Annotated in this window: 20 protein-coding genes; 8 read left to right on the top strand and 12 right to left on the bottom strand. The window is 62.9% G+C overall.

The window, feature by feature from the left end; genetic code table 11:
* Positions 1-20: 20 nt before the first annotated feature.
* The 5 genes from hisF to hisB all read right to left on the bottom strand — a co-directional run bounded on the left by hisF (position 21) and on the right by hisB (position 3,445).
* Positions 21-869, bottom strand: coding sequence for an imidazole glycerol phosphate synthase subunit HisF (hisF, locus tag ACR9ZN_RS21840; RefSeq protein WP_441771013.1), 849 nt, complete (start codon positions 867-869; stop codon positions 21-23).
* Positions 870-950: 81 nt separating this feature from the next.
* Positions 951-1,691, bottom strand: a complete 741-nt coding sequence (gene hisA, locus ACR9ZN_RS21835; protein WP_454816551.1) for a 1-(5-phosphoribosyl)-5-[(5-phosphoribosylamino)methylideneamino]imidazole-4-carboxamide isomerase — start codon at positions 1,689-1,691, stop codon at positions 951-953.
* Entirely contained in the window at positions 1,679-2,329 is a 651-nt protein-coding gene (hisH, locus tag ACR9ZN_RS21830) for an imidazole glycerol phosphate synthase subunit HisH (protein WP_481273165.1), read from the bottom strand. The genes hisA and hisH overlap by 13 nt, the downstream gene beginning before the upstream one ends.
* The gene (locus tag ACR9ZN_RS21825; protein WP_434958530.1) at positions 2,326-2,847 is read right to left on the bottom strand and encodes a DUF2628 domain-containing protein; all 522 of its coding nucleotides are present in this window, start codon (positions 2,845-2,847) and stop codon (positions 2,326-2,328) included. Before ACR9ZN_RS21825 ends, hisH begins: the two co-directional genes overlap by 4 nt.
* Before the next feature lie 4 nt (positions 2,848-2,851).
* A complete protein-coding gene (hisB, locus tag ACR9ZN_RS21820) occupies positions 2,852-3,445 on the bottom strand; it encodes an imidazoleglycerol-phosphate dehydratase HisB (RefSeq protein WP_434958529.1) in 594 nt (197 codons plus the stop codon).
* A 563-nt stretch (positions 3,446-4,008) separates the two neighbouring features.
* Between hisB and ACR9ZN_RS21815 the strand changes: the two genes are divergently transcribed.
* The 8 genes from ACR9ZN_RS21815 (at position 4,009) to ACR9ZN_RS21780 (ending at position 12,899) form a co-directional block, all read left to right on the top strand.
* A complete protein-coding gene (locus ACR9ZN_RS21815; RefSeq protein WP_481273164.1) occupies positions 4,009-5,226 on the top strand; it encodes a serpin family protein in 1,218 nt (405 codons plus the stop codon).
* Positions 5,227-5,349: 123 nt separating this feature from the next.
* Complete coding sequence (gshB, locus tag ACR9ZN_RS21810) at positions 5,350-6,291, top strand: glutathione synthase (RefSeq protein WP_481273163.1); 942 nt, start codon at positions 5,350-5,352, stop codon at positions 6,289-6,291.
* Between the two features lie 162 nt (positions 6,292-6,453).
* Positions 6,454-6,780, top strand: coding sequence for a DUF2853 family protein (locus ACR9ZN_RS21805; RefSeq protein WP_441771190.1), 327 nt, complete (start codon positions 6,454-6,456; stop codon positions 6,778-6,780).
* Positions 6,781-7,326: 546 nt separating this feature from the next.
* Entirely contained in the window at positions 7,327-8,934 is a 1,608-nt protein-coding gene (locus ACR9ZN_RS21800; RefSeq protein WP_434958526.1) for an ABC transporter substrate-binding protein, read from the top strand.
* A gap of 81 nt (positions 8,935-9,015) precedes the next feature.
* Positions 9,016-10,032 (top strand): ABC transporter permease subunit, encoded by a 1,017-nt coding sequence (locus ACR9ZN_RS21795; protein WP_434958525.1) that lies wholly within the window; start codon positions 9,016-9,018, stop codon positions 10,030-10,032.
* Positions 10,022-10,954 carry an ABC transporter permease gene (locus ACR9ZN_RS21790; protein ID WP_434958524.1) on the top strand — a complete coding sequence of 311 codons (933 nt, stop codon included), beginning with the start codon at positions 10,022-10,024 and terminating at the stop codon, positions 10,952-10,954. The genes ACR9ZN_RS21795 and ACR9ZN_RS21790 overlap by 11 nt, the downstream gene beginning before the upstream one ends.
* A 2-nt stretch (positions 10,955-10,956) precedes the next feature.
* Entirely contained in the window at positions 10,957-11,946 is a 990-nt protein-coding gene (locus ACR9ZN_RS21785) for an ABC transporter ATP-binding protein (RefSeq protein ID WP_434958523.1), read from the top strand.
* Positions 11,943-12,899 carry a dipeptide ABC transporter ATP-binding protein gene (locus ACR9ZN_RS21780; RefSeq protein WP_454816540.1) on the top strand — a complete coding sequence of 319 codons (957 nt, stop codon included), beginning with the start codon at positions 11,943-11,945 and terminating at the stop codon, positions 12,897-12,899. The genes ACR9ZN_RS21785 and ACR9ZN_RS21780 overlap by 4 nt, the downstream gene beginning before the upstream one ends.
* A 20-nt stretch (positions 12,900-12,919) precedes the next feature.
* On the opposite strand, the gene ACR9ZN_RS21775 is transcribed toward ACR9ZN_RS21780, so the two are convergent.
* From ACR9ZN_RS21775 to ACR9ZN_RS21745, 7 genes are all read right to left on the bottom strand, one after another.
* Positions 12,920-15,460, bottom strand: coding sequence for a caspase family protein (locus ACR9ZN_RS21775; protein WP_481273162.1), 2,541 nt, complete (start codon positions 15,458-15,460; stop codon positions 12,920-12,922).
* A 167-nt stretch (positions 15,461-15,627) separates the two neighbouring features.
* Entirely contained in the window at positions 15,628-18,255 is a 2,628-nt protein-coding gene (locus ACR9ZN_RS21770) for a caspase family protein (protein WP_481273161.1), read from the bottom strand.
* A 282-nt stretch (positions 18,256-18,537) separates the two neighbouring features.
* Entirely contained in the window at positions 18,538-19,887 is a 1,350-nt protein-coding gene (locus tag ACR9ZN_RS21765) for a hypothetical protein (protein WP_481273160.1), read from the bottom strand.
* Positions 19,888-19,981: 94 nt separating this feature from the next.
* Entirely contained in the window at positions 19,982-22,210 is a 2,229-nt protein-coding gene (recD2, locus tag ACR9ZN_RS21760; protein WP_481273159.1) for an SF1B family DNA helicase RecD2, read from the bottom strand.
* Positions 22,211-22,302: 92 nt separating this feature from the next.
* A complete protein-coding gene (locus ACR9ZN_RS21755) occupies positions 22,303-23,532 on the bottom strand; it encodes an MFS transporter (protein WP_481273158.1) in 1,230 nt (409 codons plus the stop codon).
* A 205-nt stretch (positions 23,533-23,737) separates the two neighbouring features.
* Positions 23,738-24,391, bottom strand: a complete 654-nt coding sequence (locus ACR9ZN_RS21750; RefSeq protein ID WP_481273157.1) for an outer membrane protein — start codon at positions 24,389-24,391, stop codon at positions 23,738-23,740.
* Between the two features lie 575 nt (positions 24,392-24,966).
* A complete protein-coding gene (locus ACR9ZN_RS21745; RefSeq protein ID WP_481273156.1) occupies positions 24,967-25,620 on the bottom strand; it encodes an outer membrane protein in 654 nt (217 codons plus the stop codon).
* Between the last annotated feature and the right edge of the window lie 175 nt (positions 25,621-25,795).

Here is a 25,795-nt window from a genome sequence, read left to right as displayed (position 1 = left end):
AATAGCGTTTTGCGATCTGGTTAGATCGCAAAACGCGTCTCCTTATTTTGAGTCATGTTGGGAATGCGATCGTCTCCGATCGAATTCCCCACTTGTCCATCAAGGCGCATCGGCAGGCCCGCCTTGGCCATATAGGTCTTGGCCTCGCGGATCGAGAAGGTACCGAAATGGAAGATCGAGGCGGCGAGGACCGCGCTGGCATGGCCGTCGCGCACGCCCTCGACCAGATGCTCGAGCGTTCCCACACCGCCCGAGGCGATCACCGGCACGCCGACCCTGTCGGCGACGGCGCGGGTGAGATCGAGATCAAAGCCGATCTTGGTGCCGTCGCGGTCCATGGAAGTGAGCAGCAATTCGCCGGCGCCCAGCCGTACCACGTCCTCGGCAAAGGCGATGGCGTCGATGCCGGTCGGGCGGCGCCCGCCATGGGTGAAGATCTCCCAGCGGGGCGCCTCGCCTTCGGCCGACACTCTTTTGGCGTCGATGGCGACGACGATGCATTGCTGGCCGAACTTCTCGGCTGCGCGAGCCACGAATTGCCTGTCGGCCACGGCGGCCGAATTGATCGAGACCTTGTCGGCACCGGCGAGCAGGAGCTGGCGGATATCCTCGACCGCCCGCACGCCGCCGCCGACGGTGAGCGGCATGAAGCAGGCCTCGGCGGTCCGGCTGATCACGTCGAGCAGCAGGCCGCGGTTCTCATGGGTGGCGGCGATGTCGAGGAAGCACAATTCGTCGGCGCCGGCGGCGTCATAGGCACGCGCGCTCTCGACCGGATCGCCGGCATCAATGAGATCGACGAAATTCACGCCCTTGACGACACGGCCGTCCTTGACGTCGAGGCAGGGGATCACGCGGGCTTTGAGCATCGACCTTCTTGACCGGGACTGCGGGCCGTTGCCGGCACCATGACAGAATTATAGAGGAAAATCACGTGCTTCGCTGGCGCGTCAGGTCACCCTGCTCAGCAAAGCGAGGGCTTCCTGCGGGTCCAGGCGGTGGTCATAGAGGGCGCGCCCGGCGATGGCGCCTTCCAGCAGGGCGGCATCGGGCTGGACCAGGCGTTCGACATCGGCAATGGAGGCAAGTCCGCCCGAGGCGATCACCGGGATCGAGACTGCCCGGGCCAGAGCCAGGGTGCCGTCCCAGTCGATGCCCTTGAGCATGCCGTCCCGGGCGATGTTGGTGTAGATGATGGCTGATACACCCGCATCCTCGAAACGCTTGGCGATTTCCTCGGCGGTCACTGTGGAGACCTCGGCCCAACCCTCGACCGCGACGAGGCCGTCGCGTGCGTCGAGGCCCACGGCGATCTGCCCCGGAAAGGCCTTGGCGGCTTCCTTGACGAAGGTGGGATCGCGTACGGCAGCCGTGCCGATGATCACGCGCGCGATGCCCTTGTCGAGCCAGGCGGCCACCGTGCGCATGTCGCGGATGCCGCCGCCGAGTTGCACCTTCATGGTGCAGGCGGCGAGGATGCGCTCCACGGCGGCCGAGTTCATCGGCTTGCCGGCGAAGGCACCGTCGAGGTCGACGACGTGGAGATGGGAAAAGCCCATGTCCTCGAAGGCGATCGCCTGTTCGGCTGGATCGTCGTTGAAGACGGTGGCCTGGGCCATGTCGCCCTGGATGAGGCGCACGCAGCGCCCTTCCTTGAGATCGATTGCGGGAAAGAGGATCACGGGCGCCACCGCAGGAAGTTGGCGATCAAAGCCAGGCCGAGAGCCTGGCTCTTCTCGGGATGAAACTGGGTTCCCACCATGTTGGCGCGGCCGACCATGGCCGTGACCGGGCCGCCATAATCGGCCTCGGCGATCACATCGGCCGGATCGGCCGCCGCCAGATGATAGGAATGGACGAAATAGGCGTGCAGGCCGGAAGGACCGGTCGGGATGCCGGCGAGGAGCGCATGCTCCCGCTGAACCGACAGCGTGTTCCAGCCCATATGCGGCACTTTGAGGGTTGGATTTGCAGGCTGGATGGCTTTGACGTCGCCGCCGATCCAGCCAAGGCCCTGTGTGGTCTCGAATTCGAGCCCGCGCTCGGCCATCAGCTGCATGCCGACGCAGATGCCGAGGAACGGGCGGCCCTTGACGGTGACGGCATGGCCGAGAGCCTCGATCATGCCGGATATGGCGGTGAGGCCACGCTTGCAGTCGGCATAGGCGCCCACGCCCGGCAACACGACATGATCGGCGCTGGCAACCCGTTCGGGATCATTGGTCACCTCGATGGCGACGGCCAGCCCGGCTTCGCTCGCGGCGCGCTCGAAGGCCTTGCGGGCCGAGTGCAGATTGCCCGAGCCATAGTCGATGATGGTTGCGATCAAGGCTTTGTTCCATGCGGTTCGGGAAAGACGCCGAGCACGCCCGGCGAACCGCTGCTCTGGCCGAGGGCTGATGACCAGGGGCCGGGGAATTCATGGCCAGGCAGCACCTGGCCTGATGCTGGCGGGTTCGGGGAGGCGATGGACCGTCCCTCGAAATGGCGTTGTTCGGCCTCGTCGAGGCTCTGGCCGGAGGCGATGCCGGCAAAGCGCCAGCCCTGCCGGCGCATGGTCCAACTGCGCAGGGCATTCGCTTCAAGGGCGAAGCACAGGCTGACCAGCAGCGAGACGATCCCGGCTGCGCGCTGGTCCAGCGACAGCATCGTTGTCAGCACGGCGAGCGCCACCTGCAGCGCCAGCCAGGCCAGGAACACCAGCCACATCTTGCGCCACAACAGCCAGACCGGCGTGACGAGGAAGGCGCCGAGGCTGAAACCATCCTTGACGAAGACGGATTTGTCGGCCGCCGCCAGCGTGCCGGGAGCGGTCTTGGCAGGCTCGAACACGAACCAGCTCGGCATCGTCTCAGCCTCCGAGCTTGCCCTTGGTGGTCGGCAATTGGCCTTCCAGGCGTGGGTCAATGGCAATAGCCGACTTCAGGGCTCGAGCGAGCGCCTTGAAGCAGCTTTCGGCGATGTGATGGGCATTGCTGCCATAGAGCGTTTCGACATGCAGCGTGATGCCGGCATTCATGGCGAAGGCCTGGAACCATTCGCGCACCAGTTCGGTATCGAAGGTGCCGATCTTCTCGCGCGGGAAATCGACCTTGAACACCAGGAAGGGGCGGCCTGATATGTCGATGGCGGCGCGCGTCAGCGTCTCGTCCATCGGCAGATAGGCATCGGCATAACGCGTGACGCCCTTCAGGTCGCCCAGCGCCTTGCGGATGGCCTGCCCCAGGGCAATGCCGGTATCCTCGACGGCATGGTGGTCGTCGATATGCAGGTCGCCCTTGGTACGCACGCTGATGTCGATCAGCGAATGGCGGGCGAGCTGGTCGAGCATATGGTCGAAGAAGCCGACACCGGTGGCGATGTCGTGCTTGCCGGTGCCGTCGAGTTCGACGGTTGCGGACACCGACGTTTCATTGGTGACGCGCTCGATCGACGCGCTGCGCATGGCTGACCCCGCTAGAACCTTGTGCCGAAAGACGGTGGCGACCTTCGGCATGGGCGATACAACGACTAAGCAGAGTTTCCCGATGAGAGCCATGAATGGGCATCGGGGAATTTGCTCAAAGCGTTTTGCGATTTAGCGGAATCGCCAAGAATCGCAAAGACGCGTCTAACTAAAGAGTGAGATCAAACAAGCATTTTCGTCTAAACGCCCTTTGCTCCAGGGGCATGGCTGGCTTCGATAGTCGAGCCATGATCATAACCCCCAAGGGACAGCCTTATAGCGGGGTGGCGGGTGCGGGGAAAGCCCGTATTGTGCGGTGCATTCACGCAGAAAGGTGCTCTGCGATACAGCGCGTCCATGGCATCATGTTTATCTGGGGTTAGGAACCGGGCGCGAGAGTGCTTTGCGATTTGACGGAATTCGGCAAGAATCGCAACGACGCGCTGAAACAGGGGGCTGGAGCAAACAAGCGTTTCCGTCGAGACGCGCTTTGCTCCGGGGCCCGTCGAGGAGGATGGGGCATGGGCCGCCGCGCAGAGTTTGCAGTTTCGAGGAGAGCCTTGATGATCCTCGGCTTGCTGGCCGCCTTGCCATGGCAGGCCCAGGCCGCGTCGAAGTCCAAATCAGCCGATGCCAAGCCGGTTGATGCCAAGGCCGAGAAGGCAAAATCTCCCCCGAACGCCGTTTCGCAGGCCTCCGCCCGTTTCGGCTTCGATCTGCTCGCCACGCTCGGCAAGACAGCAGCGAGCGAGCCCAATCTCGTGGTCTCCCCGGCCAGCCTGGCTGCCGCCTTCTCGCTGCTCGATCTCGGTGCCAGCCCGAAGCTGCATGCCGCGCTGCTCAAGACGCTGCGTCTCGAGGGCAAGGCCGGCGATTTCACGAAACTGCGGCAGGCCCTGTCGCCCCTGATCGCGGGCGGCAAACCCGACAGCCCGCTGACCGGCATCGGCGCTGTCTATTTCGACCGGGAGGCCGATCCCAAGCCGGCTGCCGTGACGAAGTTGAAGCAGGCGGGTGCGATGGTCGAGGTCACCGATCTCGCCAGCTCAGCGACGCGCGACGCCATCAATGCCCTGGTCAAGGAGCGCACGCGCGGGCTCATCCCCAGCCTCATCGACAATCCCCTGCACAAGGGAGGCCTCGTCCTGCTCAACGTCCTTCATTTCAAGGACGAGTGGCGCATGGCCTTCGATCCCGCCCAGACCGGCGAGGCCGATTTCCACCGGGCCGAGGGCGGCGCGGCCAAGGTGGCGATGATGCATTCCGGCTCGGCGCCCCGGCTCGCCCGCCAGGACGGACGCTTCGTCGGTGTTTCCCTGCCCTACCGCACCAAGGGCTATGCGCTGATTCTGATCACCACCACCGACAAGCCGGCCGGCCTCGCGGATTTCTCGGAAGTCTCGAGCTGGTTGACGGGTGATGGCTTCACGGAGATAGCCGGTACCGTCGCCCTGCCGCGCCTCGCCATCAAGGCTGGTGGTGACTTGAGGGCAAGCCTGGACAGCCTCGGGCTCGATCCGGCCGCCGGAGCGCCGGATGCGCTGCGTCAGTTCTCGGCCAAGCCGCAGAAGATCGACGAGATCATCCAGAAGGTCGTGATCGCCGTCGACGAGAAGGGCACGGAGGCGGCAGCGGCCACCGCCATCACCTCACGCAGCCTTGCCGACAAACCGGAACTCTCCTTCGTCGCCGACAAGCCTTTCCTGTTCGCCTTGCGCGACGAGGCCAGCGGCCAGACCTTGATTGCCGGCTATGTCGGCGACGCGTCCAAGGCACAATAGGGCGCGCGCCGGCGCGCCTCTTTTTTTGTCGTGATCCCCTCGGCTTCTGTTGCGACGCGGCGTTGAGCGCTATCTAACTAGCAGTCCTTTTCGATACGCCCTGGAATTCCGAGGAACTGCCTGATGAAGCTCAATGTTGCCGTGCAGATGGATCCGATCGAGCGCATCAACATCAGGGGGGATTCCACTTTCGCCCTGATGCTGGAGGCACAGGCGCGCGGCCATTCGCTCGCCGTCTACACGCCCGATACGCTGTCCCAGCGGGATGGCATCGTCTCTGCGCAGGTCAGGCCTGTCACCGTGCAGGATGTCGAGGGCGACCACGTCAAGGCCGGCGCCGAGAGCCGCACCGATCTCTCCGGCTTCGACGTAGTGCTGCTGCGCCAGGATCCGCCCTTCGACATGGCCTATGTCACCACCACCCACATGCTCGAGCGCATCCATCCCAAGACGCTGGTGGTGAACGACCCCTTCCACGTGCGCAACGCGCCCGAGAAGATCCTGGTCACCGAGTTTCCGGACCTGATGCCGGCGACGCTGATCACCCGCGACCGAGCCGAGATCGAGGCCTTCCGGGCCGAGCATGGCGACGTGGTGATGAAGCCGCTTTACGGCAATGGCGGTGCGGCCGTGTTCAAGGTGGCGCGGCAGGACCCGAATTTCGGCTCGCTCTACGATCTCTTCGCCTCGCTGTCGCGTGAGCCGTGGGTGGTGCAGCACTTCCTGCCCAAGGTCTCCGAGGGCGACAAGCGCATCATCCTGGTCGACGGGGTCGCGGCGGGCGCCGTCAACCGGGTGCCGCAGCCGGGCGACATCCGTTCCAACATGGTGCGTGGCGGTGCGGCCAAGCCGACGGACCTGTCTCCGCGCGAACTCGAGATTTGCGAGCGAATCGGGCCGACCCTGCGTGACAAGGGGTTGCTGTTCACAGGTATCGATGTGATCGACGGTCATCTTACCGAGATCAACGTGACTTCGCCGACGGGCTTGCGGGCGATCAAGCGGCTCGGTGGCCCGGATCTGGCTGCCCAGATCTGGGATGCGATCGAGGAAAAACGGTGCTGAGTGCCTTTTGGGTGCATTTCTGTGCGCCTTCCGTAGGGAAAGCTGCACTTTGCGGTAGCGCCTTTGGGCAAATCATGCCCTAATATTCCACGCTTGTTTCGACCAGCAAATAACTGTGTCCGATGCATCGTGATCCAGGAGGAATGCACGCCGATGTCTGATCTGGCTACCTACGTCGCTGATATCAAGAAATACACGTCCAGTGTGAACGAAGCCGCTGCTGCCGGCATCGTGAAGCATCTTGGCATTGCTCTGCGTAATCGCGACTCTTCGCTCGTTGCTGGCAAGGATCCCACCGAACTTGCCCGCGTTCGTGACAGCTTCCTGAAGAAGAAGCTCGCCCTGACGGATGCCGACGACAAGCTTGATGCAGCGGTTGCCGCGGTGATCGAGAAGCTCAAGGCGGACCATTCGAAATCGCGCGTGACGGTCTATTATCTCCTCGCCGAGCACTACAAGAAGCTCGACCTCTTTGTGAAATCCGCCTGATTCTTGCTTCGGCGCGTCCGTCGCGCCGCCCGCCTGGGTAACTTTATGATACAGAAAAGCCCCGTGGAATTGCCGCGGGGTTTTTCGTTGGCGCTTCCTGATACAAAAATTACAAACGCCACGAAAATGTCAGATTCCGATTGCCGAAAACGCATAAAAAGGCTTCCATACGCGCCAACTGGGCAAGGGGCGTAACGTCGAGTATGGTTTGGAGCTAGATGAGGCCGGAAATGGCCGGACGGGAGGCGCATCGCAACCAGGATATGCATCCCTGGTGAGCGGAGCGACGCTGCAGAAAGCCATTCGTTGCCTCACCGCCTTTGGTGGCGCTGCGGCTTTGGCCGATGAGCAGGTCGTTTCAGTCATGGGCCTCGCCTGTGGCGGGCGTAACAAGCCGGAAGGCTTGCGTCCTCGAACTTCTTCTCCTCGGCTCGAAACGCCCTTGTCTGGCCAGAAACCATAAGGACGGCACGCCCTGAATGCCCGTTCGGCGTTTGCGTTCGCTCGGAAGCGGACGGAACAATGCACCATGACAGTGGGGAACAAATGTCAAAACTGCTGAAGACAGGCCTTCTGGCGGCCGGCTTTGCCGCGTTGCTGGGAACGACGGCAATGGCGGCGACCAAGACGCTGGTATATTGCTCGGAGGGAAGCCCCGAGAACTTCACCCCGGCCTTGAACACCACCGGCACTTCGCTCGATGCTGCCCGACCGGTCTACAACCAGCTCGTGGAATTTACGCCCGGCACCACCGATCTCCGGCCCGGCCTTGCCGAGAAGTGGGATGTCTCCAAGGACGGCACCGAGATCGTCTTCCACCTGCGCAAGGGCGTGAAGTTCCACTCCTGGAAGGGCTTCAAGCCGACGCGGGATTTCAACGCCGATGACGTTCTGTTCTCCTTCAACCGGCAGTGGAAGGATGACAACCCCTATCACAAGGTTTCGGGCGGCGCTTACGACTACTTCAACGACATGGCGATGCCGGAGTTGTTGAAAACGATCGAGAAGGTCGACGACTATACGGTCAAGATGACGCTGACCAAACCGAACGCGCCCTTCATGGCCAATCTCGGCATGGACTTCGCGACCATCCAGTCGGCCGAATATGCCGACTACCTGCTCAAGGCCGGCACGCCCGAGAAGTTTGACCAGGAGCCAGTCGGCACCGGCGCGTTCCAGTTCGTCGCCTATCAGAAGGACGCGGTCATCCGCTACAAGGCCTTCCCGCAATATTGGGGCACCAAGGTCAAGATCGACCAGCTTGTCTACGCGATCACGCCGGATGCCGCCGCCCGCTATGCCAAGCTGCAGAAGAACGAATGCCAGGTGATGGTCGGCCCCAACCCGTCCGACCTCAAGGCGATGGAGGCCAACAAGGACATCAAGGTCCTGACCAATGAAGGCCTGAACGACATGTACTTCTCCTTCAACACGGAGAAGCCCCCGCTGGACAAGAAGGAAGTGCGTCTGGCTCTGGCCAAGGCGATCAACCTGAAGGCCATCCTCTCGGACGTCTATGAAGGCAGCGGCAAGCCCTCGACCACGCTGATCCCCTCCTTCATGCTGGGCTACAACGACAAGATCCCCGAATATGGCTATGACCCCGAGGCTTCCAAGAAGCTGCTGGCCGATGCCGGGGTGAAGACCCCGATCGATATCGACCTGTGGTACATGCCGGTCTACCGGCCCTATAATCCCAACGGCAAGCGCATGGGCGAGCTGATGCAGGCCGATCTCGCTAAGATCGGCGTCAACGCCAAGCTCGTCACCTATGAATGGGGTGATTACCGCAAGCGCCTCCAGAACGCCGAAGCCTCGCTGCCTCAGATGGGCTGGACCGGCGACAATGGCGATCCCGACAATTTCTTCTTCCTGTTCGCCTGCGATATCGAGAAGAAGAAGCCCGTCTCGCAGAACTATCCGCGCTGGTGCAACAAGGATCACCAGGAACGCCTGGAGAAGGCCCGCGCCAGCTTCGACAAGGCCGAGCGCACCAAGCTCTACCAGGAGATGCTGCAGATCGCCCATGACGAAGTTCCGTATCTGAACATCGCCCATACGGTGGTCTACACGCCCGTTCGCAAGAATGTCGAAGGCTTCAAGCCCTCGCCGCTCGGCCGCTTCGAATTCTTCGATACCGACTTGAAGAAGTAATCGCACTCTCAGGCTGCCAGGTCTTCATCGGCCCGGCAGCCTTTTTGTATCCTGTTTTCTACTGCTGACCCGCGAGCGCCCATGCTGACCTTCCTGCTCAAGCGTGTCGCCATGACCATTCCGACCTTCATCGCGTTGGTCGCTCTGGCGTTCTTCGCCATTCGGATGGTTCCAGGCGACCCGGTCGAAGTGCGTGTGGGCGAAAGAGGTATTTCGCCCGAGCGCCTAGCCGAATTTCGTCATCAACTCGGTCTCGACCAACCTGTCTATGAGCAGTTCGGCCGTTATCTGTGGAAGCTCCTGCACGGCGATTTCGGTACCTCCCTCGTCACCCAGAGGCCGGTGCTGACTGAGTTCTTCACGCTCTTTCCCGCCACGGTAGAACTGGCCGTCGCGGCCATGATTTTCGCCGTCTGCCTCGGCATTCCCTTCGGCATCCTCGCTGCTCTCCAGCGTGGCAAGTTCGCCGACTACATCGCCACCGCCCTTGCCGTGCTCGGCAATTCCATGCCGATCTTCTGGTTCGGCATCCTTCTGATCCTGTTGGTTTCCCTCAAGCTCGATCTGACGCCGGTCGGCGGGCGCATCGACACGATGTTCTATTTCGATGAGGAAACCACTACCGGCTTCATGATCTGGGATGCTTTCTGGTCCGACCAGGAGGGGGCCGTCTGGTCGGCGCTGCAGCATCTCATCCTGCCTGCCATCGTGCTCGGCACCATCCCGCTGGCGGTGATCATGCGCATCACGCGCTCGGCCATGCTGGAAGTGCTGAACGAGGATTATGTCCGTACGGCCAGGGCCAAGGGGCTGTCGCCCCTGCGGGTGATCGGCCTGCATGCCCTGCGCAATGCCATGATCCCGATCGTCACCGTGGTCGGCCTGATGATCGGCATGCTGTTCGCCGGCGCGGTGCAGACGGAATCGGTGTTCTCCTGGCCCGGTGTCGGCAAATGGCTGATCGATTCCTTCTCGCGTCGCGATTATCCGGCGCTCCAGGGCGGCATCCTGATCATCGCCATCCTCGTCACCTTCATCAATCTCTTCGTGGACCTGCTCTACGGCGTCATCAATCCGAGGATTCGCCATGGCCGCTGATACGCATGCTTCGGCCGTAGTCCGCTCGGCCAAGCCGCCCTCGGCCCTCGCCGAGATCTGGGACTCTCTCAAGCACAACAAGGGCGCCGTCGCGGGCCTCGTCATCCTGGTCCTGGTGGTACTGGTTGCCGTCTTTGCCGATTTCCTGGCGCCCTACGCACCCTACAATGCACCCGGCTGGCCGGACGCCGGCCATCCCGGCCATGTCGGCCAGCCACCTGCCTGGGTCGAGGGCGGCAGCTGGGATTTCATCCTTGGCACCGACAAGACCGGCGGCCGTGACGTGCTGTCCCGCCTGATCTACGGCGCACGCTACTCGCTCGGTATCGGCCTGACCGTGATGCTGGTCTCGATGCTGCTCGGCGTGGTGCTCGGGCTCATCGCGGCCTATCTGGGCGGCTGGTTCGATTTCGTCCTGATGCGGCTGATGGACATGATCATGTCGATCCCGGATCTGGTGCTCTCCATGGTGATCGTCGCCATTCTGCAGCCGGGACTGGGACCGACGGTCGCGGCCATCACCATCGTGTTCCTGCCGCGTTATGTACGCATCGTCAGAGCGGCCGCCCTGGGCGAATTGTCGAAGGACTATGTCACGGCCGCCACGGTCGTCGGGGTCAAGCCACCCCGATTGCTGTTCCGCACCATCCTGCCCAATTGCATGGCGCCGCTGATCGTGCAGGCGACATTGGGCGTCTCCGATGCTATTCTGCAGGCAGCGGCACTGGGCTTTCTCGGCATGGGCGCGCAACCCCCGATACCCGAATGGGGCGCCATGCTTTCCGACGTGCGTCAGGACATCCAGAGCGCACCCTGGCTCGCTATCGCGCCGGGCGTGTGCATTCTGATCACCGTGGTCGCCATCAATTTGTTCGGCGACGGCCTGCGCGATGCGCTCGATCCCAAGTTGAAGCGAGGCTAGACATGGCGCTGCTCGAAATCTCCAATCTCGCGGTCGAATTCCAGGTCAAGCACGGCTTCTTCCGGGCGGTCGACAGCGTCTCGCTCTCGATCGACCCCGGCGAGATCGTTTCCATCGTCGGTGAGTCGGGATCCGGCAAGTCGGTGGCAATGCTGGCGTTGATGGGGCTCCTGCCGAAGACGGCCCGCATCACCGCCGACAAGCTGGCCTTCAACGGCCTGGACCTGCAGAAGATCTCAGCGCGTGAACGGCGCAAGATCATCGGCCGCGACATGGCGATGATCTTCCAGGAGCCAATGACCTCGCTCAATCCGTGCTTCACGGTGGGCTTCCAGCTCGCCGAAGCCATTCGCGCCCATCTGCCGATGTCCCGGCGCGAGGCGCAGGAACGGTCGGTGGAATTGCTGAAGGACGTCGGCATCACCGATCCTGCGCGCCGCTTGTCGGCCTTTCCGCATCAGATGTCGGGGGGCATGAGCCAGCGCGTGATGATCGCCATGGCGATTTCCTGCAATCCCAAGCTCCTGATCGCGGACGAGCCGACCACGGCGCTCGATGTGACCATTCAGGCCCAGATCCTCGACCTCCTGGTCAAGCTGCGCGACGAGCGTGGCATGGCGGTGGTGCTGATCACCCACGATATGGGCGTGGTTGCCGAGACGGCCGAGCGCGTGATCGTGCAATATGCCGGCCAGCAGGTCGAGAGGGCCAAGACCGCCGCCTTGTTCCATACGCCGCGCCATCCTTATACGTCTGCCCTGCTGGCCGCCCTGCCCGAGCGGGCGACGTCGCAGATGCTGCCGTCCATTCCCGGCGTCGTGCCGGGGCAGTATGACCGCCCGCGCGGCTGCCTGTTCTCGCCGCGCTGTTCCTATGTCACCGATGAATGCCGTGCGGCACCCCCGAAGCGAGCCGGCATCGAATATAACGAGGCCCTGTGCATCCACCCGCTGACTGGTGGCAAGACGGCCCGCATGGAGGCCGTATCGTGACAGTTCTCGTCGACGCACGGGATCTCGTGCGCTCCTATGAAGTCAAGCGTGGCATGTTCGGCGCCAAGGCCACCGTGAAGGCGCTCGCGGGCGTGAGCTTCACGCTCGATGCCGGCAAGACGCTGGCGGTGGTGGGCGAATCGGGCTGCGGCAAGTCGACTCTCGCGCGCCTCCTCACCATGATCGAGCAGCCCAGCGCCGGTTCGCTGACCATTGGCGGCATCGATGTGAAGCTCGCGACGGCGGCACAGCGCAAAACCTTGCGTCGCGAAATCCAGATCGTGTTCCAGAACCCCTTCGGCTCTCTCAATCCGCGCCAGACCATTGCGCAGGCACTGGAGGAGCCCCTGCTCGTCAACACCAAGTTGAGCTCGGGAGAACGGCGCGAGGCCGCCATTGCCATGATGAAGCGGGTGGGCCTTCGTCCCGAGCAGGCGATGCGCTATCCGCACATGTTTTCCGGTGGCCAGCGCCAGCGCATCGCCATCGCCAGGGCCCTGATGCTCAGGCCGAAGATCCTGGTGCTGGACGAACCGGTCTCCGCGCTGGACGTCTCGGTGCGCGCGCAAGTACTCAACCTGCTTGCCGAGCTGCAGCAGGAATTCAAGCTCGCTTACATCTTCATCAGCCATGATCTGTCGGTGGTGCGCCACATCGCCGACGACGTGATGGTGATGTATCTGGGGCGGGCGGTCGAGATGGGCACGCGAGAGGCCCTGTTCTCGGCGCCGCAGCACCCCTACACGAGAGCACTGATGTCGGCGACGCCGCAGGCCGATCCCGACCGCAAGCGCGAGCGCATCGTCTTGCAGGGCGAACTGCCATCGCCCTTCTCTCCGCCGGCTGGCTGCGCCTTCAATCCGCGCTGCCCGATCGTCAAGCCCCATTGCCGGGACGAGCGCCCGCTCCTCGAACTGAAGCACGAGCGCATGGTCGCCTGTTTCGAGGTTTGAGGGGTGACACGCTTCGCCCCCTACTTGCCTTGATTGAAGAAGAAATCCTCGCCCGGCAGCGAGCCGTAGGTGAAGGGCTCCTGCTGGCGATCCGTCGCTTTCATCACGTCGTCGCGCACCAGGCGGAAAAGCTTGCCGATCTCGACATTGGGCTTGCGCAGATTGGTGTCGAGCGCGGTGACGAAGGGTGAGTTGCCGCTATCGCCGTCCAGTGCCACCTGGCCGGCCTTGGCGGCGTAGACCACCAGGGACGCCCCATCTGGCTCGACCCGGCTGAGACCGCGCGTGACGGAGCGGGTCGCGGTCTTCTTGGCCATGGCGCCCTCGAAGGGATTGTTGCGGCAGGCATCGAGAATGACCAGTCGCAACGACTTGGCTCCTTCGCCGGCCGCCATCACCCGATCGAGCGGAACGGCCTCGAACAGAATGTCGCGATCGCTCTTCAGCTTGGCATCGACCGGAATGAGGTAGTTGACGTTGTCGACCTCCATGCCGTGGCCGGCATAGTAGACCACCGCCCAATCGGCCTGCGACGCCTTGTCCGAAAATTCCTGCAGGGCTCGGTTGAAGCCCTGATTGTCGAGGTCCTCCAATAGCGTCACATCGGTGAAGCCTATGCTGCGGAAGGTCTCCGCCAACCTGGCCGCATCACGCTTGGGATTGGGCAGGGGGCTGGTGCCGGTATAGGCGCCATTGCCGATGATGAGGGCGATGCGCTTGCCCATCGCCGCGGGGGCTTGCGCGAGCTTCTGCGTGCTGGGTGTGCCTTGCCCCGATGCATTTGGGTCCGAAGCAGGCGGATTGTTCGTTCCGAATTTCTGGATCACCGCCTGCTTGGCTTTTTCGAGACCGGAGGCGGCCAGCGGATTGGTCGGAAACTGGTGCAGCATCGCCAGATAGTCGGTGGCGGCCAGATCGGGCTGGCCGGAGGCGAGATAGGCATCGCCGCGCTGGCGCAAGATGAAGCTCTTGCGTCCCAGATCGATGGCCTTGGTATAGTCCGCGATGGCCGCGTCGTAATTCTGCTTGGCTGCGTTGGCGAGCCCGCGGGCGTGGAAGGCCTCGGGGGATTGCGGTGTGCTCGACAGAAAGCGCGTCGCGTCGGCAATGGCGCCATCCGGGTCATTGCCATAGGCCTTGGCCATGGCGCGATACATCAGGCTATAGGCGTTCTTGGCTGGATCGGCCGCCAAATCATTGCTCGCCAGATCGATGGCTCGGCTCAGGTCCGCCGTGGCCTCGTCCTTGCGGCCGAGTTCGAGCAGGGCGACGCCACGATTGAGGTAATCGGGGGTGACGGCTTTGCCGCCGGCAACCACAGAGGTGATGTTGTCGACGCTTTCCTGCAGGCGGCCGAGCTTGAGGGCGGCGGAAGCGCGATAGCTCAGGAGTTCGGTCCGGACGGGCTTCAGGCGCAAGGCCTGGTCGAAATCGGCGATGGCCTGGGCATTGTCGCCCTTGGCGAAACGGGCATAGCCGCGTCCGGAGAAGGGAAGGTCGTCGTCCTGGCGCAGGGCGATGGCTTCGTTGTAGTCGGCGATGGCCTTGTCGTAGTCTCCCCTGAGGTAGAAGCCCCAGCCCCGGTTTGAATTGGTGACGGCAAGCGTATCGGGAAGGAGCAGGTCCCCCACCGCCAGCACGTCGCTGCACGCCTTGATGATGTCATCAGCCGTCTTGGCGCCTCCGCAAAGCTGACGATTGGCCTTGAGATCGGCGGCCTCGGAGATCGGCGCCTCCGCCGCTGCATCGCTGTCGTCCTCGTCCAGCTTCAGCGAGCCGACGATAACGGCGAAGGCATCATAGGCCTCGAACATCTCCACCATCTGATTGCTGTCATTGCCGGTATCGGCATTCCAGCGGATCACCACGCCCCGCGCCGAGCCGTCGGCCGCCTTGATGAAGCGGGCGTAGAAGCCCAGGCTGTTCTTGGTCCCGAACAGCGCGAAATAGGTCGGGTTCCGCCCGGCTCTTGCCTTGAACAGTTTGGCCTGGACGATCCTGGTGATCTCGGGCGAGGCCTTCATGGCCTCGAAGCGCGCCTCGAACGGCATGTCTCCCGCCGCGAAGGCCTGCAATTCCACGCTCATGTCCCAGCGGGGCGCCCGCAGGCGCAGGCCCGTCGCCGTTTCCTCGCGATCCGGCAGCAGCGAGGCAGGGTAGTTGATGGTCATGCCCTGGGCGCTGGCCGTCTTGAAATCGAGCAGCGCCTGCCGCTTGGCTGCCTTGCTGCGGGCAAGCTTGATCAACTCGGGCGAGGGGATGCCGTCTTCCTGGTATAGCTTGAGTTTTGGAAAGCTCTTGAGGTTATGCGACTGGAAGTTCCGGATCGCGACGAAGGTCCCCTCGTCATAATTGCCCCAGAGGGGAAAATTGACGAGGCTGTTATAGCCGGTGTCCCAGGCCAGGTCGGATTGAAGCAGGCGCAGTTGCGTGCCGCTCAATTGATCGCCGATCGGCTTGGCTTTCTCGAAGCGGGAATAGTCGATGATCTGCGCCGTGGCCGGGGTGGTGATGGCCAGCGTCAGCCCGATCAGGGCGGCAATCGTCTTCAAGCGCAACATTGGGGAACCCCGGATCGATATTTGTGGCCAGAACTTCGGCCGGCCAGGTCGCGGCCGGCAAGTCGAAGGACCTGAGTTTGGGCGTATTCCTGCACCATGGAGCTTCTCGCCACAACCGCAACATGCCGCAGTTCCCTGGAGAACACGGATGATTCACGGCCCGTCCCTCAGCCTGGATTGAAGATGAAGTCCTCGCCGGGCAGGGAGCCATAGGTGAAGGGCTCCTGCTTGCGGTCGGTCGCCTTCATCACGTCGTCGCGCACCAGGCGAAACAGCTTGCCGATCTCCAGCCCCGGCTTCTGCAGGTTGCTGGTCAGGGCGGTGACGAAGGGCGAGTTGCCGCCACTGCCGTCGAGGGCGACCTCGCCGGCCTTGGCAGCGTAGACGACGAGGGTGCCGCCATCCGGCTCGACCCTGCTGAGGCCGCGCGAGACGGCACGCGTTGCCGTCTTGCGTGTCATGTTGGCGAGGAAGGGGTTGTTGCGGCAGGCATCGAGAATGACCAGGCGCATGCCCTTGGCGCCCTCGCTGGCGGCCATCACCCGGTCGAGCGGCACGGCTTCGAAGGTGACGTCGCGGTCCGAGGCGAGCTTGGCATCCACGGGCACCAGATAATTGGTGTTGGCGATCTCGATGCCATGACCGGCATAATAGATCACCGCCCAATCGGCACCATCAGCCTGGCTGGCGAAATCCTGCAAGGCGCGGTTGAGGCTGCGGAAATCGGTGTCTTCGGCCAGCGTCACCTCGGCAAAGCCGATCTTGCGCAGGGTGTCGGCGACCTTGGCCGCGTCGTTCCTGGGATTGGGCAGGGCGGCGACATTGGCATAGTTGGAATTGCCGATCACCAGAGCGACCCGGCGGCCGAGCGCGACCTTGGCCTGGGGCGGCAGGGCGGCCAGCGTGGCGGCCTGCGGCGAACCGGCGGCGACTGGGGAGCCATTGCCTTGCGGCGCGCCGGCAGTCGCCAAAAGCTTGGCCGCCATCGCCTGCTTGGCCTTTTCAAGGCCCACCATCGCCAGGGCGTTACCAGGCGTGAGGTTGAGCTGGGCCTGGTAATCGGCGATCGCCTGTTCGGGCTGGCCGGTCGCCAGATAGACATCGCCGCGCTGGCGCAGGATGAACAACCGCTTGCGCCCCATGCTGATGGCCTGGGAGAAATCGGCGAGCGCTTTGGCGAAATCCTTCCCGGCGACATCGCCGCGCGCGCGCGCATGGAAGGCTTCGCTGGCCTTGGGATCGATGGACAGATATTTGTCCGCATCGGCAATCGCGCCCTCGGCATTGCCATTGAAGGCCCGGGCGAAGGCGCGATAGACCAAATTATAGCTGTCCGTCTCGATCTTCGCGGTGGCGATGGCCTCGGCCTTGGCGAAGTCCGGCCTCCCTTCATCCGCGCGGCCGAGTTCGGCCAGCGCTTCGCCGCGATTCTTGTAGTCGCCGGCGCCGACCTTGTCTCCGCCCCGCTCGATGGTGAAATTCAGATCGGCCATGGCCTCCGCCGGCCTGCTCAGCCTCAGCAGGGCCGAACCGCGAAAGGCGCGGGTGTCGATGTCATCGGGATTGAGGCGCAGCGATGCATCGTAATCGGCGACAGCCTTCTGGTAGTCTTCCAGGCCGAAATAGCTGTTGCCGCGATTGGTGTAGTCGGCGGCCGTCGGCGTTTTCTTGGCGATGGCCTGGCTATAATCCGCCACTGCCGCATCATATTTCGACTGGCCGTAGCGCACATGTCCACGCTGTGTGTAATAGCTTGCCTGATCGGGATCGATGGCGATGGCCTGGTCGAGATCGGCAAGGGCCAGATCGGCCTTGTTCTGTCTGTTGTAACCAACGGCGCGATTGAACAGGAGGGTCGGCCGGTTTTTCGCCAGCAGGGTATCGGCCGACAACGCCGCCGTGCATGCGGTGACGATCTCGGCGGCATCCTTTGCCTTGGCGCAGATGTCGAGCTGCCGGTTCAGTTCGGCCGTCGACATCTTGGTGGTGCCTTGCGCGTTCTGTCCAGCCGCTGCTGCGGCATAGGGATTGGCAATGGTCTTCGGCCGGATCGAAAGGGCCATGACGATGGCGGCATTCGTGAAACTGGGCCTTTTCTTGCGATCCCAGCTGGCGATGAAGCCGACGATTGCATCGTCCTTCTGCGCGATGCTCGTATAGAGGCCTTGTTTGGCATCACCGCCGACGATCACGAAACGGGTGGGCTGTGCCTCACCCTGATCATCGAGCATGATGGCGTATTTTACCTTGCCGGCCGCCTTCTTCATGTCGGCGAACATTCGATCGAGCCGCTCGCGCGATCCCGCCATGTTGACCAGTTGGACGATCGCGTCGCCCGATGGCGTCGTATAGCGTGTATCACCCTTGACTGCCTGCTGTTTGGTCAGCACGCCGGCAGGGTAGCTGATCTTCAGGACGCTGTTTTCCAGGGTCTTGAGATTGGCCGTGCGCCGGATCGAGGCGACGCGGCCGTCCAATTCACTGACCAGGGCCGCACTGGGCGCACCCGTTTCAGGCAGATTGTTGCTGCGTTGATATTGGCGGATGGCCTGATAGGTAGCGTTGTAGAAAATTCCCGAAACAGGGGGAGAACCCCCTTCCGAAAACATGCCGGCCCAGGCCAGGTCTTCCTGTAGATTGGCGATTTGCTGGGCGCTCAACTGGTTGGCCGCCGCCTGGGCCGAGGCGAAGGTGCCCTCCTGGCTTAGCGCAACATGGGGCGCGGCCACAGCAAGGGCCATGAACAGGCAGAGTTTCCCGCTGAGGGAAGCGGCGATCGCCTTCAGTCGAAACATCTCAAGTCTTACCTCGGCCCATACAGCGAGCCGGCAACCCGCTTGAGATCCGTGCCCGCCGGGATCCTCGTCGGCAGGCTTGGAGACGGGGCCGAACTCTGGACCATTTGTTACAATGGATTGGCGTTTGGCAATAATGAAAAGTGCAGACGACGATGCACCGGGACCTATCGTAGCGAAGCACCGTTCTCCGCGAAGAAGGATAGTGGTCTTTTCTTACCGCTGCGCTGCGGGTGGGGCGATAAGGAAGTAATGCGCCGGTTGGTGGACGCGGGTTTTGCTCTATGATTTGGGCGTGCAGCTCAGTGTGACGGTAGCTTTGCTCGGGTCACCGCCGCGTTCCGGAGGGGTGACGCCACTGGCACGCAGGAAAGCGGTGACGAACAGTCCCTTCAAGGCCGTCGCTTCGCCGTTGGCGGCGGCGAGGCCTGCCAGGGCCCCGTCCTTATCGATCAGGGCGCCAGGTGCGCCTGAGCCCAGCGAGATGCGGCGACTGTCGTCGTTGCCGCCGATCAGCGCCGTGACGGTGGTCGCTGTCGGCGTGGGGCCGGACAGCAGAGCGACGGCCTCGCCTTGTGTCAGGGGCGGCTGCCGCCAGGCGAGAGGCGCCGGGCCGGGGGGCGGGGTTGCTCGGACCAGCGCGACGTCGTTGCCGAGGTCGCCGCCGATCACCTTGGCCGTGGCACCGCCCTGGAGCGTCACTGTCTCGCACCCGGCCACCAGGCCGGCATAGGTCAAAATATCGCCGTTCGATGACACCAGGGTACCCAAGCCAGTCTTGGCCGCCGTCGAGGCGCCCGACGGCAATGGCACGGGCGGTCCTGCCAGTTTCGACGGCTCGGGGGCCTGAGCCGGTTTGTCGGCGGGCTTGGCAATCGGAGGAACCTCGGTGGCGGCTGGCTTACCGCTATCGGCCAATTTCATCGATGAGGCCATTGCGATGGAAACGCGGTCGAAGCCGGGGGAAAGCGCCGGGTCCCAGCCGAGCGCGAAGCCGCGTGAATCGCTGTCGGTCTTGACGAAGCGCAGATAGAAGCTCTTGCCGTCATTGCTGCCGGCGACCACCAGGAAATCCGGGCGCAGCAGTGAATAGGTCACCTTGCGACCGGGGCGCTCGGTCTTGAGGCGTGCGAACAAGGCCTCGAAGCTCTCCTTCTCGGCGGGGATGGCGAGAATGTCGAGGGTGACGTCGTTCTTGGGCGTAGCGAAATGGGGACCGTTCTTGCCTTCCGTGCGCGCGGTGGTGAGCTTGGCCGGATAGCCCAGCGTGATGCCGTGCTCGGTGATGGTCGTAAAGCCGTAACGGGCCGTGAACTTGGCGGCGTGCTGGGCAAGAGTGATGCGCTGAGGCGGCGTGAATATGCCGGTTTCCTTGGCCTTGATCCGCTTCTGGAAGGCGCGGATGGCCTCATAGCTGCGCTTGCCCATCTCGCCTGAAGGCAGGGAGTTGAGATCGCCGGTCCAGATCAGGTCCTGCTGGATGGAGGCAAAATCCTCCGCCCCCATCGCCGAGGCGGCTGCCTTGGCCGCTTCGAAGACGGCATCGACGGGAGCGGCCGGTGCCGGCGTGGTGGGCGCAGGCTTCGTCTGGGCGAAGGCATGGCCGGCCCAGACGGCCGAAATCGCCAGCAAGCAAGCGCCAATCGTCCGTATCCGCCGCATTCCTGCTGTCCCCCCTTCGCCCAACTGTCTTTGTATAGCGCTGCGCCACGACAGCAAGCGTTCTTCAGGAAACATTCGGCGTCGGCGCAGCCAGTTTCTCCCGCAGCCGGGTCCAGCGTCGGCGCCCCATGGCATTTTCCGCCGCCAGTCGCAAAGCGCGCTTCTCGGCGACGACCACAACCAGGCGCTTGCCGCGGGTAATGGCCGTGTAGAGCAGGTTGCGGGCCAGCATCGGATAGTGCGCGTTGGAGATCACCACCACCACCGCCGGATATTCCGAACCCTGGGCCTTGTGGATGGTGGTGGCGTAGGCCGGCACCAAGCTGTCGAGCTGCGCGGTGGTGTAGTGGACGTCGCGTCCGTCGAAGGTGACGGTGAGCTGCCCCGCCTTCACATCGGTGCGTGTGATGAAGCCGATATCGCCGTTGAAGATTTCGCGGTCGTAGTCATTGTCGATCTGCATGACCTTGTCATGCGGAGCGAAGGTGCCGAATTCGCGCACGATCGCGCCCTCGCGGGTCGGATTGAGGACTTCTCGCAGGGCCTGCGTCAGCGTCTGCGAACCGAGCGGCCCCTTGTTCATGGGGGTCAGCACATGAATGTCCCTGACGGGATCGAGGCCGAAACGGCGCGGCAGGCGATTGGTGACGATGTCGACGACCTTGTTGGCGCCATCCTCGGCCGACGCCATGTCGACGACGAAGAAATCACCCTCATCCGGGCTCTTGGCCCCCTCCGGGACCTCGCCGTGATTGACGGCATGCGCGGCGGCGATGATGCGGCTGGTCTCGGCCTGGCGGAACACTTCGGTGAGCCTGACCACCGGGATGACCTCGGATGCGATGATATCGGCCAGCACCTGACCGGGGCCGACGGAAGGAAGCTGGTCGGCATCGCCCACCAGGACGAGGGCAGCGCGCGGCGAAAGGGCATCGAGCAGAGCGCGCATCAGCTCGATGTCGATCATGCTGGCCTCGTCGGCGATGACGAGGTCGGCATCGAGCGGATAGGCTCGCTGCCGGCGGAAAGTGCCGGAAATCGGATCGATTTCCAGCAGTCGATGGATAGTCTTGGCCTCCTGGCCGGTGCTTTCGGCCATGCGTTTGGCGGCACGACCCGTCGGCGCACACAGCGCGATCGTCACGTCCTTGCGTTCGAGCGCCTTGATGATGGTATCGATGATGGTGGTCTTGCCGACGCCGGGGCCGCCGGTAATGACCAGCAGCTTGGAGGCGAGGGCGGTTTCCACCGCCAGGGCCTGGGCGGGGGCGAGACGCTTAGCTGTGCGCGCTTCCGTGTCCAGCACCGCCTGATGCAGGCCCTCCTGGCGCCAGGGCGGGTTGCCACCGGCCATTTGCTTCAGCCGGGTGGCGACGGCCTCCTCTGCGTTCCACAACGCCGGCAGGAAGTAGGACGGCGCCCCCTCGATGGTGTCGCCGATGATCGAGCGAGCCTGCAGCAGGCGGGTGGCGGCATCGTTGAAGAGATAGTCGTCGACCTCCAGCACCCGCCCGGCCCGTTCGAACAAGGCTTCGCGTGGTACGCCGCAATGGCCGTTGGTGGCGCCTTCGCCCAGAGCCCAGAGCAGGCCGGCGGTGAGGCGCGAAGGATCCTCGCGCTCACGCCCGAGACTGAGGGCGAACTGGTCGGCGGTGCGGAAGTCGAACCCTTTGATCTCGCGTGACAGGCGATAGGGGTCGGCCTTGATCAGCTCGACGGCATTGGTGCCCAGCGCCTTCTGCACGCTGGCGGCGCGCGTCGCGCCGAGTCCATGCTCGGTGAGGAACACCAGGACGTCGCGAAATTCCTGCTGGGCGCTCCAGCCTTCCCGGATCAACCGGATGCGCTGGGGCGACAGGCCCGCCACCTCACTCAGCCGGTCCGGTTCGCTGTCGAGCACCTTGAGGGTGTCCTTGCCGAAGGCCGCGACCAGCTTCTTGGCGGTCTCCTGGCCGATGCCGCGCACTAGGCCGGAAGCGAGGTAGCGTTCAATGCCCGAGGCGGAGCCCGGCGGGGTGGTCCGGATGACATCGGCGCGAAACTGTAGGCCACGCTCGGGGTCGACGCTCCAGCGCCCCTCGGCTTCGAGCTTCTCGCCGGGCGCGATCGCGGCGGTGCGGCCGAGCACGGTGGCAAGATCCTTGCGGCCCTTGATCTTTACGCGCAGTACCGCAAAGCCGTTTTCGGCATTGTGATAGGTCACTCGGTCGATAACGCCGGAGATCGTCAGCTCTCCGGGTACCTCGTCGGGAGGGGCCGGCTTCGAATCGCGTTTGAAGGATGGCGTGCGCATATCGGCACCATGGGCAGGCCGACGCGACTTGTCGAGGCATGTCGTGTAAGGGTGGATAAGTGGGTAGTGAATGAGGGTCAGGCCGGCCGAACTCAGGCGCTCCTGCTGGGGAAACGGTCGGCATCGCGCAATGGCTTGAACAGGCGCGACCAGGCAAGAGCGACGAGGATCGTGCCCAGGCCGCCCAGCACCACGGCCTCAACCGGGCCGAACAGGGCGGCAGTAAGGCCCGATTCGAACTCTCCCAATTGGTTCGAAGTGCCGACAAACATCGAGTTGACGGCGCTGACGCGCCCACGCATCGCATCGGGCGTGCCGAGTTGGACCAGGGTTGAACGCACCACCACGCTCACGACATCGGCGGCCCCCATGACCACCAGCGCCGGTAGCGAGAGCGCAAACCAGGACGACACGCCGAAGACGATGGTGGCCAGGCCGAACACTGCGACAGCCGCGAACATCTTCAGGCCAACCCGCCGCTCCAGCGGCCAACGCGCCAGAATCAGGGACATGGACAGGGCGCCGAGGGCCGGGGATGCCCGGAGCACGCCGAGGCCGAAGGCATTCGTGTGGAGAATGTCGCGGGCATAGATCGGCAGCAATGCCGTAGCGCCGCCGAGCAGCACCGCGACCATGTCGAGCGAGATCGCTCCGAGTATGATCGGCCGGCTCCTGATGAAGGAGAAGCCCGAGAACACCGATCTGAGAGTTGCCGGCTCGCGTGCAGTTGATGGCGTGAGGATCCGCAGGCGTGAAACCAGGATCGAGGCCAGGCCGTAGAACAAAGCCACGAAAAGATAGGCTGAGCCGGGGCCGATGATATAGAGCAGGCCACCCAAGGCGGGACCGATGATGGTGGCGGTCTGGATGGCGGAGGCCGACAACGCAAGGGCTCGCGGCAATTGGAGGGCCCCGACGATCATCGGCAGCAGAGCGGCTGTCGTCGGCATCTCGAAAGTGCGACAAGCGCCGATCACGACGGCGGCGGCGAAAATGATCGTCGGGCTGATCATGCCCTGCCACGAGGCAAAAGCCAGCGCGGCCCCCGTCAGTCCCGCCACCATCTGGCAGCAACGCACGACCGTACGCCGGTCGAAGCGATCCGCAATGTGGCCCGCCGGAATGGTCAGCACCAGCATCGGCAGGAATTGGCACAGGCCGACGAGGCCGAGATGAAGGGCGGAACGGGTAAGATCATAGATCTGCCAGCCGATCACCACCGAGACGATCTGGAAACAGCCGGTGGAAAGCACGCGGGCCGACCAGAATTGCCTGAAACCGCCATGACGAAGTAGGGAGGGCGTGTCCTGAACGGCGGACATGACGAAGCCTTGAAAGTGATTTGGGAAAATGACTGGAAGTGATGGTTGCAGTGGCGGCCAATGCGACGGCATTGATGCGGCTTGAGGCTCCTCCCGCATTCTCGCCGTCGCCGCCAGAGCATATGACGGTTTCTAATCAGTGCCTTGAAAAGAAAAAGCCCGGACGAACCGGGCTTTTCCTCACGCAATGATCCAGATACGCAGATCAGAACTTGTAGCTCACACCGAGGTTCAGATCGACAGCGTCGAACTTCACCTTCGTGCGGTTGCCGGCAATGGTGACGCTCTTGTCGCCGAGGTCGATGTAGCGGGCCTCGCCACGCACGATCCAGTTCGGGTCGATGGCGTACTCGACGCCGGCGCCAGCCGTCCAACCAACGCGGGTATCGGTCTTGGAACCGATGCCGGCAATGCTGGTCTTGACGTTGCCGTAGGCAACACCACCCGTCACGTAGGGCAGGATGTTGTCGAAGGCATAACCGACGCGAGCGCGGGTCGAACCCATCCACTCGTTCTTGAGGGTGCCGCGGGCAACGATAGCGCCATTGGTGATCGACTTCGACTTCTTGAAGCTCGAATAGTCGATATCGGTCTCGAGACCAACGACCCAGCCGCCGTCGAACTGGGCATTGTAGCCGGCATGCACGCCGCCGATGAAGCCGGCGCCGTCAAACTTGGCATGATCAATCTTGCCTTGGCCGACCAGAGCGCCAGCGTGGACACCAGCGTAGAAGCCGGTCCAGTTGTAGACGGGAGCGACGACCGGAGCGACCGGCTCGACAGCCTGGGGAGCCAGGTCGGCAGCGAAGGCCGAGGTCGAGGTGAGAAGGAGAGCCACGAGGGCCAAACGCATTTTCATTACTAGGGCTCCAGAACGGAAATTCAGTGTGGGAGCATATAAACAGAAACCATCCAGGGAGTCTGTAGCATTCCGGTCACAGTGCCAGACAAACGAATTGGGTTTGGCTGGAATTCCTACAAAGATCGAAGATTTTTTTTCGACTCCGTATGGTTAAAATTTCATGTAATTTGGGATTGTTGTTTTTAAATCACAAGGATTCGAAAATATTTTGAAATTGAGATCGATGTTATTTAAGAAATTATATGGGGTGTGCCTGGGAGGGTGGTAATGCAAATCTAAGTATTGTCGGCGTCGCTGCCCTCCGCATTCACTTAGTGCTGTAGATAATGCCCTGCCCCCCCAATTGGTGCTCGCCGCTGCGTACCGTCGCGGCCTCGTTCCAGATCGGGCAAATCACACTTTCTTTCGGCCACTTGACAATAGGAGGTCTCCATAAACTTGCGGATGAAAAGCGGGACTTTCACCGTGCCTGTCGGCAAGTAAGTCCAGATAGCCTTGTTTCGAGGAGTACTACAAAGAAAAAGCCCGGCTTTCGCCGGGCTCTTCCTTACGCAATGATCCAGATACGCGGATCAGAACTTGTAGCTGACGCCGAGGGTCAGGTCGGTGGAGTTGAACTTCACCTTGTGGCGGGTGCCACCGAAGGTGCTGTTCTTGTCGCCGAGGTCAACATAACGGGCTTCGCCGCGGACGATCCAGTTCTGGTCGATGGCGTACTCGACGCCAGCGCCAGCCGTCCAACCAACGCGGGTGTCGGTCTTGGAACCAACGCCGGCAATGCTGGTCTTGACGTTGCCGTAGGCAACACCACCCGTCACGTAGGGCAGGATGTTGTCGAAGGCATAACCGAAGCGAGCGCGGGTCGAACCCTGCCACTCGTTCTTGAGGGTGGCGCGAGTGACGATGTTGCCGTCGGTGACCGACTTGGACTTCTTGACGCTCGAATAGTCGATGTCGGTCTCGAGGCCGACGACCCAGCCGCCATCGAACTGGGCATTGTAGCCGGCATGCACGCCGCCGAGGAAACCAGTGCCATTGAGCTTGGCGCGGTCAATCTTGCCCTGGCCGATGGCCGCACCGGCATGGACACCAGCGTAGAAGCCGGTCCAGTTGTAGACGGGAGCGACGACCGGAGCGACCGGCTCGACAGCCTGGGGAGCCAGGTCGGCAGCGAAGGCCGAGGTCGAGGTCAACAGAAGAGCCGCGAGGGCCAAACGCATTTTCATAGTTCGATACTCCAAAAAACCGGAAATCACAGTGGCTGGATATAAGCAGAAAGCGTTGACGGAGTCTGTAGCGTTTTCGCCACACCGGCTTTCGAACTGGTGACAGGTCCGCGCAGATTTCAAGGCAAAAATAAGACAGGCATGATGACCTCGGATAGTTAAAATGCAATTAAAT

It is taken from the genome of Labrys sp. HAY1-8F, assembly GCF_056754975.1.
Note: the sequence above shows the minus strand (reverse complement) of the source record. Positions and strands in the feature narration are given on the sequence as shown.

Excerpts from the sequence above, each read along its gene's own strand:
- hisF (WP_441771013.1), bottom strand. The coding sequence starts at position 869 with ATGCTCAAAGCCCGCGTGATCCCCTGCCTCGACGTCAAGGACGGCCGT.
- ACR9ZN_RS21825 (WP_434958530.1), bottom strand. The coding sequence starts at position 2,847 with ATGCCGAGCTGGTTCGTGTTCGAGCCTGCCAAGACCGCTCCCGGCACG.
- hisB (WP_434958529.1), bottom strand. The coding sequence starts at position 3,445 with ATGCGCAGCGCGTCGATCGAGCGCGTCACCAATGAAACGTCGGTGTCC.
- ACR9ZN_RS21815 (WP_481273164.1), top strand. The coding sequence starts at position 4,009 with ATGATCCTCGGCTTGCTGGCCGCCTTGCCATGGCAGGCCCAGGCCGCG.
- gshB (WP_481273163.1), top strand. The coding sequence starts at position 5,350 with ATGAAGCTCAATGTTGCCGTGCAGATGGATCCGATCGAGCGCATCAAC.
- ACR9ZN_RS21800 (WP_434958526.1), top strand. The coding sequence starts at position 7,327 with ATGTCAAAACTGCTGAAGACAGGCCTTCTGGCGGCCGGCTTTGCCGCG.
- ACR9ZN_RS21795 (WP_434958525.1), top strand. The coding sequence starts at position 9,016 with ATGCTGACCTTCCTGCTCAAGCGTGTCGCCATGACCATTCCGACCTTC.
- ACR9ZN_RS21790 (WP_434958524.1), top strand. The coding sequence starts at position 10,022 with ATGGCCGCTGATACGCATGCTTCGGCCGTAGTCCGCTCGGCCAAGCCG.
- ACR9ZN_RS21785 (WP_434958523.1), top strand. The coding sequence starts at position 10,957 with ATGGCGCTGCTCGAAATCTCCAATCTCGCGGTCGAATTCCAGGTCAAG.
- ACR9ZN_RS21775 (WP_481273162.1), bottom strand. The coding sequence starts at position 15,460 with ATGTTGCGCTTGAAGACGATTGCCGCCCTGATCGGGCTGACGCTGGCC.
- ACR9ZN_RS21770 (WP_481273161.1), bottom strand. The coding sequence starts at position 18,255 with ATGTTTCGACTGAAGGCGATCGCCGCTTCCCTCAGCGGGAAACTCTGC.
- recD2 (WP_481273159.1), bottom strand. The coding sequence starts at position 22,210 with ATGCGCACGCCATCCTTCAAACGCGATTCGAAGCCGGCCCCTCCCGAC.
- ACR9ZN_RS21755 (WP_481273158.1), bottom strand. The coding sequence starts at position 23,532 with ATGTCCGCCGTTCAGGACACGCCCTCCCTACTTCGTCATGGCGGTTTC.
- ACR9ZN_RS21750 (WP_481273157.1), bottom strand. The coding sequence starts at position 24,391 with ATGAAAATGCGTTTGGCCCTCGTGGCTCTCCTTCTCACCTCGACCTCG.
- ACR9ZN_RS21745 (WP_481273156.1), bottom strand. The coding sequence starts at position 25,620 with ATGAAAATGCGTTTGGCCCTCGCGGCTCTTCTGTTGACCTCGACCTCG.